Source organism: Salinarchaeum laminariae (assembly GCF_023204835.1).
Taxonomy (GTDB): domain Archaea; phylum Halobacteriota; class Halobacteria; order Halobacteriales; family Salinarchaeaceae; genus Salinarchaeum; species Salinarchaeum laminariae.
The window spans coordinates 126,623-136,400 of record NZ_CP096270.1; the positions used below are offsets into that span (position 1 = coordinate 126,623).

A 9,778-nucleotide genomic window follows, 5' to 3' on the forward strand; every position below is an offset into this window, starting at 1 on the left:
AGACCGGTCGTTTAGAGCACGACGATCAGCGTCGCCTCGGTGGCGACGGCGAGGAGGAGCGCCGAGCGGATCGACACGGCGCGTGCGAACGCCCGATCACCGCCGACCCCGGTCAACAGCGCCTTGACGACGATCGACGCGGCGGTCGCGAGCAGGACGCCGACGGTCGCCGTCGCAGGGCCGATCGTCCCCGATCGGTAGAGAATGACGGCAGAGGTCGTCGCCCCGCCGGAGGAGACGAAGCCGGTGGCAGCCGTCGCGGCGTAGAACCCGATCTGGCCCAGTTCCTGCTCGGCCGCGGAGCCAGCGACGAGAACGATCGCGAAGACGGCCCCGAAGCCGACCACGTTCCGGACGGCAAACGGACTCTCGAGGTCGAACTCCACGGGCTCGGACCAGTCCGCAGAGCGGACCGCCAGACCGCCCGCCACCGCCACGATGGCGAGCAGCGGTACGGCGACGTCGAGGAGCAGTCCCTGGTTGATCGTGAAGGCGAGCACGATCGCGAGATTCCGGAGCGCCATCGCAGCGACCGCGAGCAGGATTGCGGCGACGGCGTAGCCCCGCGCGTCGGACTCCTGTTGCACGTAGTCGATCATCGATCCCACGACGGCCGTCGAGGACGCCAGCCCGCCGAAGAAGCCGGTCATGGCGACGCCGCGGCCGCCGTACGTCGTCACGATGACGTAGTTGCCGATGCCGATCGCCGCGACGGTGACCACCATCATCCAGGCCACCCGCGGCTCGAGCGTGACGGTGACGGACCGGACGACGAGTTCGACCGACCCCTGCGGGAGCAGCGGGTAGATCACGAACGCCAGGATCGCGAACTCCGACGCCGAGCGGAGTTCGGGACGAGTGAGCCCGCCGGCGATCGAGTGTAGCTCGTGCTTCTCGAGGAGTAACAGGGACGTGATGACGGCGACGGCGACGCCCTCGACGACGAGCTCGGCGGCGACGAGCGCACCGACGCCGTACGCGACGAACATCGCAACCCAGGTCGTCAGCGACAGTCCCGCCTCCGGATCGAGCAGTCCTCGCACCGAGAGCACCGCGCCCTGTGCGAACACGAGCACCCCACCGAGCGCGAGGAGAACCGGCTGTTCGAGGGTGACGAGCGTGGCCGCGAGCAGGCTGATCAACGCGAAAGTCCGCACGCCGGCAGCCTTTTCGGACCACTCGCGTTCGAGTCCGAGGAAGAGCCCGAGGGCGGTCGCGAGCACGAGCCGGACCACCGGCTGTTCGAGCGGCGCGCTACCGAGCTGGAGGGCGATCGACACTCGAAGAAGTACGACGACGCGTCACTTAACCGTAGGGAGGGATCCACGGCGACCGGTAGAGGGCAGCCGCCAGAAGGAGCAAGATACGCAAACAGAAACTCGCGTGCCTCCGCGAACGACGCGTGGCTCAGCGATGCTCGCTGACGCGACGAATCGGGAAAAGAGATGCCTGCTCAGAGGTCGACGTACTGATCTTCCCACTCGCGGCGCGCTTCGATCTCGCGCGTGCCGCGGCTGGTAAGCATGTAGTAGTTCGTCCGTCGGTCGAGTTGCCCCTTCTCGACGAGCCCCTTGTCGACGAGCGTGTCGAGGTTCGGGTAGAGGCGCCCGTGGTGGATCTCCTTCTCGTAGTAGTCCTCGAGTTCGTCCTTGATGGCGAGACCGTGTGGCTCCTCCTTCCCCGCGATCGTGTAGAGGAGGTCGCGCTGGAATCCTGTCAGATCGTACATGAGGTGAGTTCGAGCGGCACTTATTGTCGGAATGAAATAAGTATACCGGCTTTCGACTGATCGGGGGCCGCACCGGAGAGAATTGGCAGGAGTAGCGGCCAGCAGCGCCGTTCTATCACGAGTACGGCCGTCGTCAGACGCTCATCAGCATTCCAGCATGTCCGAGTTCCTCCCCGCCAGACTGTCCGATGGTAGGCCGCGTCAACGGCCGGTCAGGATGCGTCGAAGCGCCGCGGCGTGAGGTCGAGTGGGCAATCACAGAGAAGCGGCTCGATACTGTAGTCTGGATAGCAGTCGCTCGGAGAGTCGAGACGCACGGAGCCGCGAGCGCCAACGGCGCTGCTGCTCGAATCGTAGGAAACAGAAAGCAGGAAACGGCCGGACGAAAAATCCGGCCGTTTGCCGCCCTGAATTGGTCCCCGCTGACGCTTCGGCCCTCCAAAGCGAAGCGTCACCTGAGGCAAATTGCCGTTTCCCCTTAAACGTATCGAAGAGATCGGGCCAAGTAGCCACGACCTACCCAGATTCCCACAGTTGAAACCGGGCGGCGGTGGGATAGTGGCAGCCGTTCAGATGTGCTCCTCTTCGAGTACCCATCCGATCGCGCGTTTGTAGTGCGCGAACAGCTCCCTGACGCCCTCGTGTCGCATGTCCTCGGAGTCGAGCTGTTCGGCCAGATACTCGTACTGCTCACGAATCTCGTCTTCGGAGCGCATATGTCCGCTTGGAGGGCCAGCTACGTCAGTTCGGTGGACGCTGCGGGACCCTCGACGATCCGCACAGCTCCGCGTCGCCAGCACTTTCCGTGCCCACAGCGTACGCCGGCGTAGATGACAGGCGAATTCGGCCTCGTTTCCGAGGAGTCCGAAACCCCCGGCGACGAGTGGCCGGAGCTGGACGTGAGCGACACCGAGGCCGACCGGATCGCGCGCGAGCGGGACAGAGAGTTCGACGAGTTTCGCGATCGCATCCGCGACGCCGATCAGTTCAAAGTCGAAGACTCGGTGTTCGACGACGCGACGTTCGCGGCGCTATACAAGCTGGTGCAAGATGGCTACGTCGCCGCCTTCGGCGGCCCCATCTCGACGGGGAAGGAGGCCAACGTCTACGAGGCGCTCGCGGGCGACCGCGCCCGTGACATTCTCGCGGCCGAAGACGTCTCCGCTCCGATCCAGTCCGCTGGCGAGATCGAGGGATCGGCCCGTCAGCGCGGCCGGCAGGGGCAGGATCCCAGCGAGGAGCTCGCCGTCGCCGTGAAAGTCTACCGCATCAACGCCTCGAACTTTCAGGACATGAGCGAGTATCTCGTCGGCGACCCGCGCTTCGAGGAGCTCGGCGACAAGAAGAAGATCGTCCTCGCGTGGACGCGCAAGGAGCTCTCGAACCTCGAACGAGCCCGGCGAGCCGGCGTCCGGGTCCCGACCCCGATCGCCGCGGAGCGCAACGTCCTGATCATGGAGTTCGTCGGAGCCGATGGCGAGCGAGGCCGCCGCCTCGACGAGGTCCACGTCGAGAACCCGGAGACTGCCTACGAGGTCGTCAGAGAGTACGTCCGCCGGCTCTACGACGCGGGCCTCGTCCACGGCGATCTCTCCGAGTATAATCTCCTCGTGCACGACGGCGAACTGGTCGTCATCGACGTCGGTCAGGCGGTGACGATCCACCACCCGAACGCGGAGGAGTTCCTCGAACGCGACTGCAAGAACGTGGCCGCGTTCTTCGGACGCCAGGGCGTCGACGCCGACGGCGACGACCTCCTGCAGTGGGTGCGAGACAACGCGGATCCGAGAAACTGACAGACCGACACCACGATGTACCTCGTCGAGATCAAAGCCACCGCGCGCCGCCACAACGCAGCCGTCGGTGAGACGATCAATCGCACCGGTGCCCGCCACGAGTTCGACGATCGCAACGCAGCCGACGAGTGGGCGCGAACACTATCCGCCGATGGCGAGCACGCCGTCTGGATTCAGGACGCACCGCCACACGCGAGAGGACTCGTCGACGGCTACCTGATGAGTCGCGGGACAGTTCGGACGGCATCGGCGCCCTTCGAGAGCGAACAGCGTGACCTGTCGACGGCGGTCGATCGGCGCTGAGCGCCCGGCGTCGGCGGATGCCGCCGTCGCGTCGCTGGGCGCACCGTTGGTGAGTGAGGGAGTGAGGGAGGGAATGAGGGAGGGAATGACCCAGCGAGACGCTTCCAGCGGGTGACCGCAGGTGTCGAAATGTGGAGCAGTACGCGACCGCGGTCTACGTCGGCAGCTCTCCAGTTCGGGGCGTTCTGCCAAATATAACAACAATATAGCCGAGTAATTTAATAGGATTGAGACGGTTGGAATAAGTATCCGGAGTGACGCGAAACAATGCAAGATCAACTCGCACTCGGCGTGGTGCTGTTCGGACTGCTCGTCGTACCGTTCCTCGCCTACGGCGTCCTTTCCTGGTTCGCCCGGCAGGATTTCAAGCGGAGTGAGTCCCGCGAGGACACCACGCCGTCCACGACCGGTGCACAGCCCAGCCGGAACATCCCTGGCGGCGGCCGGCGCGACAGCTGATCCCGCGGAACTGACGATACGGCTCTACTCCCCGAGGCTGGCCATCGGCACGGTGATGTGACGAGCAGTACGCGACGACGTGATGATTCGGCGGTTCCTACCGCGTAGGGACGGGTTCTCGCAGGTATCGCCTACTGTGGCCAAGCGGCTCGTAACAACGGTCGTCTGGCAGCAGGCTGGTGTATGTACAACTGGGGAGTGGTGGCAGCGGGGCTGTTCGGGCTGCTCGTGTGCCCGTTCGTCATCGTCGCGATGCACCAGCTGTTCGCGACCAGAGATCGAACCGTTGCACGTGATCGGAGCGTGGTCGACCCGCCGTCGACGCACGAAACCTACCGAAATAGACGGATTCCCGGCAGTAACGGTTTAGGAAGCGGCGAGGAGGACGATCTGAGGAGCAGGTAACCTTGCTCACCAGGTGCCGTGGAAGGTGTCGAAGGACAGCGAATCGAGGGGCTCGTTGCCGACAGCGATCTCGTACTCGCCGGGGGTCAACATCGGCTTGTGGAACTGCGGGCCGTCGTCGGTCGTGATCCGCGGACAGCCGGTGTTGACGAAGGCGTCCATCGCGAAGTTCCGGAGGCGATCGGGCGTGACCTCGTCCATCGTGATGAGGTAGGCGTCGTCGTTGTCCTCGAGGATGGCCTCGGCCTGCTCCCAGCGTCCCTGGCCGATCTTTGTGCAGTAGATGACGCCCCACTTCTCGGCGTCCATCGCCTTGTGGACCGAGGCGTAGCGCTGCTTCAGGAACTGCTCGGTGTCCGCGAGCGTGACGACGTTGTTGACGGGGTCGGCGATGACGACCGTCTTCTCGGGATGCTCCATCGCGAGGCCGAGCGGGTGGAACTTCCCACCGCCGACGTAGAGCACCTGATCGGCGTCGACGTCCGCGGAGGCGTAGTTACAGCCGAGAACCTGCCCCTCGTGGGTCAGCCGCTCGTCGCCGCGACGAACGTGCACGGAGTAGCCACGCTCCTCCAGCCACTCGCGCATCTCGTCGAACCGGTTCATGTGCTGGGCCGTCGTGACGAGACCGACGTCGGGATCGACGGGCTCGTCGGGATCGGCAGCATCCTCGGTCGGAGCGGAGAGCTCCTCGAGGGACTCCTCCATGATCGGGAACGGATCGACGTTAGAGAACAGCGGCACGTAGATGATCTTCTCCGACTCCTTCATCGGCGAGTGGCCGAAGTGGACGAACACGTCCGAGCGCTTCATCAGGAACGTGTCGAGATCGCAGGCGCCGTAGCAGGGCTGCCCGGATAGCATGACGGTCACGTCAGCGTCGATCAGCTCCCGGATGTCGTCTGCGACGGCGGGGCCCCGGCGTTTGAGCCCCTCGGGAAACTGTAGTCCGACGGTCTCGGCGTCGCGCTCCTCGACGGCCTCCTCGATCCGCTCCAGCTCGTAATCCCACTCCCGATCGTGCTTGAGCGACATCCCCGTGTTTCGGAGGTCCCCCTCCGATCTGTCGCTCGACTGCTGACTCATTGTACCGTCGTACCCACCGCGAGCGGATAACGCCGACGCTTTCGGGATCGACGTGTGCGCCTCCATGACAGTCAGGTCACAGTAGCGGCCGGGTGCCCGGCTGTGACGAACGACACTCGCCGGCACGGGCGAGGTGGAACGACGGGCCCTCCCGCTCGGACCTGCATTATCTCGGCCCAAGCACCAAACGGCCCAACCGATCGACGCGAGAAACAGATAGCCCTCAGGCCTCTTCGTGCAGCTCCCGAATGTCGTCGAGCCGGTCGAACTCCGCTGCCTCCTGGCGGCCCTCCTCGAAGACGGATTCAGCGATCTCGATGGGCACGTTCGTCCGGGCAGCGAGAGCGATCGAGTCGCTCGGGCGTGCGTCGACGACGACGCCGTCGCGTGGCGTGTCCAGGTGGAGGTCGGCGATGTAGGTGCCCTCGTCGGTGACCTCGCTGACGACGACGCGGTTCACCTTCCCGCCAAGTTCCTCCATCACGTCGAGCAGGAGATCGTGGGTCAGCGGGCGCCCGATGTCGGTGGCGTCGAGCCCCCGGGCGATCGAGCGGGCTTCCTCGAATCCGACGAAGATGGGGACGACGTCCTCCTCGCCCTCGACGGCAAGTACCACGACGGGGACGGGGCCGTCCGGCGTGCCCGCCACGCGAACGGCGTCGATATCGGCATCCATGTCGGCACCGACGGTGGCCACGGCCAAAAGTCCCTGCAAACGGCTGGAGTCGAGACGGTGGCCGCGATCGACTCGGCACGCTACGCGTCGGCAGCGAGTGGCTGGAACAACGCGAGATCGTGGATCCGCGAATCGTCGGTTAGCTCGGGATGGAAGGACGTGCCGACGATCGGGCCGTCACGCACTGCGACCGGGCGCCCTTGCACCGTCGCGAGCACCTCGGCGTCGCCGACGTCGTCGATCGCCGGCGCGCGGATGAACACTGCCGGGAACGGTTCGTCGAGTCCGGTCACGTCGAGAGCGGCCTCGAAGCTGTCTTTCTGGCGCCCGAAGGCGTTGCGCTCGACGGCGACGTCGACGAGGTCGAGGTCCGCGACGCGGTCGTCCCGCGCGTCCCGCGAGCAGACGATGAGGCCGGCGCAGGTCGCGAGAATTGGCTTCCCCGCAGCGGCGTGATCGCGGATCTCCGGGGCGATCCCCTCCTGGTGGATCGTCCGCGAGATCGTCGTCGACTCGCCGCCGGGCATGAGGAGGACGTCGCAGTCGGGAACGACGCCAGCGGAACGGATCGTCTCGACGCGAACGTCCAGATCGTAGGACGCGCCGGCCCGCTCGACGGCAGCGACGTGTTCGGCGACGTCGCCCTGAACGGCGAGGACGCCGGCGGTGATCGTCATCGTCGAATCGGAGTGGCGCCGCGGACAAAAGCACGACGGACCGGGGAAGCGTCAGTAGCTACGAGCTGGCGTACGCACTGCTCGGCGAGGTCGAGATCGCGAGTCCAAAAACGCGGCTCAGTAGACGATCGTCAGAGTCTGGACGAACGCGCCGAGGAGGATTCCAAACGCCATGACGCTCTTGGGATCCATCCTGATCGCGTCGTTGTCCTCCGAGTCGAAATACCGAACGAGCCCCGCACTGGACATCAGCCCGCCGCTGTTCTGGCCACTGCCACTCATGCTTCTCGCTCGGGGGTCGGGCCCCATAGGTCTTCCTCTCCAGCTCGGGGGCGCCGAGACAGAGGGCCCCAATAGTCAGTCGCGTCGGCTCCCGTGCCCAGGATAGTCCCGCTCGAAGCGTTCGGCGAGCTCGTCGCCGTCGATACGGACGATCGTCGGCCGGCCGTGGGGGCACGCGAAGGGGTTTTCACAGTCGTCGAGCGCCTCGAGGAGCCCCGCCACGGAGCCCTCCGTCAGCGACGTGTTCCCTTTGACCGCCGGCGCACAGGCGAGATCGCCCAGCAACTCGTCGGCCATCGCCTCGACGGTCCCTTCGCCGTCACCGCCGGCGAGCAGCGCGCCGAACACGTCCCGGATCGCGTTTGGATCCAGCGTCTCACCGAGCACGGTCGGCACGCTCCGGACTGTCAGGGTGTGGTCCGAGCGATCGGCGTGAAAGCCCAATCGGCGGAGCGCGGGTGCGTACTCGTCGTAGGTTTCGGCCTCCGTCGGCGTCAGCGACAGTTCGACGGGATCGGCGAGAGCCTGTGCCGTCCCGGAGTCGACGGCGTCGCGCAGCCGCTCGTAGTGGATTCGCTCGTCAGCGGCGTGCTGATCGATCAGGAGCAGGCCGTCGGGGCCCTCCGCGACGACGTAGGTGTCGGCGTGCTGGCCGAGGACGCGCAGCGGCGGCAGCCGATCGAAGGCAGTGCTGGTCGCCGACACCGAATCGCCGTCGAGCGTGCGCTGGTCGGTCGCAGTGACGGTCGGCTCGCTGCGAGCGGCGAGCTGGTCGGTCCAGTCGGCGGCCTGTGGCGTGTTCGAGTGGTCCGGATCGCCGAGCGTCGTCGACTCTGACTGATCGGCCTGCGTTGAGTCGCTTGCCCCATCGGCGCTATCGACGCCGGTATCGGTGGCCGTCGTGGCCGCCGAGAACGAGCCGTCGGCCGCGTTCGTACTCTGGGGCTCATCGTCGCGCGTACTTGGCGGCGCGTCACTGTTCGTATTCGATGGCTCGTCAGTTTGTGTGCTCGGTGGTGCGTCAGTCTGTGTGCTCGGTGCTGTGCCAGTCTGCGTTCCAGATGACCCGGCGGTCTGCGTGCCAGACGACTCGGCGGCCAGAGTTGCCGACGACTCGTCGGTGGTCGTCGCGGGCGAATCCGCGATCTCTGCGTTCTCCGTCGAAGCGTCCCCGTCGTCGTCGGATCGCACCGCCGTCTCGACGGGCTCGGAGGCCCCGCGCGGCGCGGAGGCGCGGACGATTCCCGCGTCCAGCAGGGCATCGCGAACCGCATCCGTCACGGCGTCCTCGACTGCACCCTCCTCGTCGAACCGGACCGCCTGCTTTCGCGGGTGGACGTTCACGTCCACGCGCTCGGGTGGCACCTCGACGAAGAGTACGGCGAATGGGTAGCGTTCGGCGGAGAGTTGCCGGTCGTAGGCGTCTACGATGGCTCCACGAACTGCGTCGCTGGCCACCGCGCGATCGTTGACGTACGTCGCGAGATACTCTCTGCTCGCGCGCGTCGTTTCGGGCTCGCTGACGTGGCCGTGGATACGGGAGACTGCGTCGGTCTCGGGCTCGACGTCGACCTCGAGCATCGACTCCGCGACGTCGCGTCCGTAAACGGCCATGATCGCCGCGACGCGGTCGCCGTCGCCGGTGGTCGCGAACACCTCCCGACCGTCGTGCGTCAGGGAGATTGCGACGTTGGGGTTCGCGAGCGCGTATCGTCCCACCACGCGCGAGACGTGGCGGAACTCCGTCGCGGGCTCGGAGAGGTACTTCCGGCGCGCTGGCGTGTTGTGGAAGAGATCCGTAACGGCGACCGTGGTGCCGCCGGGATGCGCAGCGGGCTCGACGGTTTCGACGTCGCCGCTGCGGTAGACGAGGCGGGTGCCGGATGCCGATGCTGGAGTGCTGCCGTCTGCGTCGCCGGCGTCGCCGCCCCGGCGGTCCGGATTCGGTTTCGCGGTGAGTGCCAGATCGGCGACGGCGCCGATCGTGTGCAGCGCCTCCCCGCGGAACCCCAGCGTGCTCACGGATTCGAGTTCGCCCGCGTCGGTAAGCTTGCTCGTCGTGTGCTCACGAACGGAGGCACGAAGGTCCGACTCCGACATTCCGACGCCGTCGTCCCGGACTTCCACGAGGTCGAGGCCACCCTCCTTGACGGTGATCTGGATTCGCTCGGCGCCCGCGTCGAGCGCGTTCTCGACGAGTTCCTTCGCGACGGACGCCGGGCGCTCGACGACCTCGCCGGCCGCGATCTTGGCGATGGTATCGTCGTCGAGCTGGCGAATCTCGGTGTCGGCTGGCGACTCCGGTTCGTCGGCGTCCTCGGTCACGTATCCGTCCTGGCCCCCGGGCACCAAAACTCCCGCGGGA

12 protein-coding genes are annotated in these 9,778 nt (G+C 66.3%); 4 read left to right on the plus strand and 8 right to left on the minus strand.

The genetic code is table 11. The features are described from left to right. Nucleotides 1–11 precede the first annotated feature (11 nt). The 3 genes from MXF70_RS00690 to MXF70_RS00700 form a co-directional block, all read right to left on the minus strand. Complete coding sequence (locus MXF70_RS00690) at nucleotides 12–1,280, minus strand: MgtC/SapB family protein (RefSeq protein WP_248516668.1); 1,269 nt, start codon at nucleotides 1,278–1,280, stop codon at nucleotides 12–14. Nucleotides 1,281–1,453: 173 nt separating this feature from the next. Then, complete coding sequence (locus MXF70_RS00695) at nucleotides 1,454–1,729, minus strand: helix-turn-helix transcriptional regulator (protein ID WP_248516669.1); 276 nt, start codon at nucleotides 1,727–1,729, stop codon at nucleotides 1,454–1,456. A 569-nt stretch (nucleotides 1,730–2,298) separates the two neighbouring features. Further along, nucleotides 2,299–2,445 carry a DUF8555 family protein gene (locus MXF70_RS00700; protein ID WP_248516670.1) on the minus strand — a complete coding sequence of 49 codons (147 nt, stop codon included), beginning with the start codon at nucleotides 2,443–2,445 and terminating at the stop codon, nucleotides 2,299–2,301. A 114-nt stretch (nucleotides 2,446–2,559) separates the two neighbouring features. Here MXF70_RS00700 and rio1 point away from each other — a divergent pair, with 114 nt between their 5' ends. The 4 genes from rio1 (at nucleotide 2,560) to MXF70_RS00720 (ending at nucleotide 4,692) form a co-directional block, all read left to right on the plus strand. Further along, a complete protein-coding gene (rio1, locus tag MXF70_RS00705) occupies nucleotides 2,560–3,525 on the plus strand; it encodes a serine/threonine-protein kinase Rio1 (RefSeq protein ID WP_248516671.1) in 966 nt (321 codons plus the stop codon). A gap of 15 nt (nucleotides 3,526–3,540) precedes the next feature. Continuing rightward, entirely contained in the window at nucleotides 3,541–3,828 is a 288-nt protein-coding gene (locus MXF70_RS00710) for a DUF8081 domain-containing protein (RefSeq protein ID WP_248516672.1), read from the plus strand. A gap of 267 nt (nucleotides 3,829–4,095) precedes the next feature. Continuing rightward, entirely contained in the window at nucleotides 4,096–4,287 is a 192-nt protein-coding gene (locus MXF70_RS00715) for a hypothetical protein (RefSeq protein ID WP_248516673.1), read from the plus strand. A 183-nt stretch (nucleotides 4,288–4,470) separates the two neighbouring features. Continuing rightward, nucleotides 4,471–4,692, plus strand: coding sequence for a hypothetical protein (locus tag MXF70_RS00720; RefSeq protein ID WP_248516674.1), 222 nt, complete (start codon nucleotides 4,471–4,473; stop codon nucleotides 4,690–4,692). A 6-nt stretch (nucleotides 4,693–4,698) separates the two neighbouring features. On the opposite strand, the gene dph2 is transcribed toward MXF70_RS00720, so the two are convergent. From dph2 to mutL, 5 genes are all read right to left on the minus strand, one after another. Then, complete coding sequence (gene dph2 / locus MXF70_RS00725) at nucleotides 4,699–5,778, minus strand: diphthamide biosynthesis enzyme Dph2 (protein WP_248516675.1); 1,080 nt, start codon at nucleotides 5,776–5,778, stop codon at nucleotides 4,699–4,701. Between the two features lie 223 nt (nucleotides 5,779–6,001). Beyond that, a complete protein-coding gene (locus tag MXF70_RS00730; RefSeq protein WP_248516676.1) occupies nucleotides 6,002–6,454 on the minus strand; it encodes a bifunctional nuclease family protein in 453 nt (150 codons plus the stop codon). An 80-nt stretch (nucleotides 6,455–6,534) separates the two neighbouring features. Next, nucleotides 6,535–7,131 (minus strand): pyridoxal 5'-phosphate synthase glutaminase subunit PdxT, encoded by a 597-nt coding sequence (pdxT, locus tag MXF70_RS00735; protein ID WP_248516677.1) that lies wholly within the window; start codon nucleotides 7,129–7,131, stop codon nucleotides 6,535–6,537. Between the two features lie 117 nt (nucleotides 7,132–7,248). Continuing rightward, a complete protein-coding gene (locus MXF70_RS00740; protein WP_248516678.1) occupies nucleotides 7,249–7,413 on the minus strand; it encodes a preprotein translocase subunit Sec61beta in 165 nt (54 codons plus the stop codon). Nucleotides 7,414–7,488: 75 nt separating this feature from the next. After that, nucleotides 7,489–9,738, minus strand: a complete 2,250-nt coding sequence (mutL, locus tag MXF70_RS00745) for a DNA mismatch repair endonuclease MutL (RefSeq protein ID WP_248516679.1) — start codon at nucleotides 9,736–9,738, stop codon at nucleotides 7,489–7,491. Between the last annotated feature and the right edge of the window lie 40 nt (nucleotides 9,739–9,778).

Excerpts from the sequence above, each read along its gene's own strand:
- rio1 (WP_248516671.1), top strand. The coding sequence starts at position 2,560 with ATGACAGGCGAATTCGGCCTCGTTTCCGAGGAGTCCGAAACCCCCGGC.
- dph2 (WP_248516675.1), bottom strand. The coding sequence starts at position 5,778 with ATGAGTCAGCAGTCGAGCGACAGATCGGAGGGGGACCTCCGAAACACG.
- MXF70_RS00740 (WP_248516678.1), bottom strand. The coding sequence starts at position 7,413 with ATGAGTGGCAGTGGCCAGAACAGCGGCGGGCTGATGTCCAGTGCGGGG.
- MXF70_RS00695 (WP_248516669.1), bottom strand. The coding sequence starts at position 1,729 with ATGTACGATCTGACAGGATTCCAGCGCGACCTCCTCTACACGATCGCG.
- MXF70_RS00730 (WP_248516676.1), bottom strand. The coding sequence starts at position 6,454 with ATGGATGCCGATATCGACGCCGTTCGCGTGGCGGGCACGCCGGACGGC.
- MXF70_RS00700 (WP_248516670.1), bottom strand. The coding sequence starts at position 2,445 with ATGCGCTCCGAAGACGAGATTCGTGAGCAGTACGAGTATCTGGCCGAA.
- pdxT (WP_248516677.1), bottom strand. The coding sequence starts at position 7,131 with ATGACGATCACCGCCGGCGTCCTCGCCGTTCAGGGCGACGTCGCCGAA.
- MXF70_RS00715 (WP_248516673.1), top strand. The coding sequence starts at position 4,096 with ATGCAAGATCAACTCGCACTCGGCGTGGTGCTGTTCGGACTGCTCGTC.
- MXF70_RS00710 (WP_248516672.1), top strand. The coding sequence starts at position 3,541 with ATGTACCTCGTCGAGATCAAAGCCACCGCGCGCCGCCACAACGCAGCC.
- MXF70_RS00720 (WP_248516674.1), top strand. The coding sequence starts at position 4,471 with ATGTACAACTGGGGAGTGGTGGCAGCGGGGCTGTTCGGGCTGCTCGTG.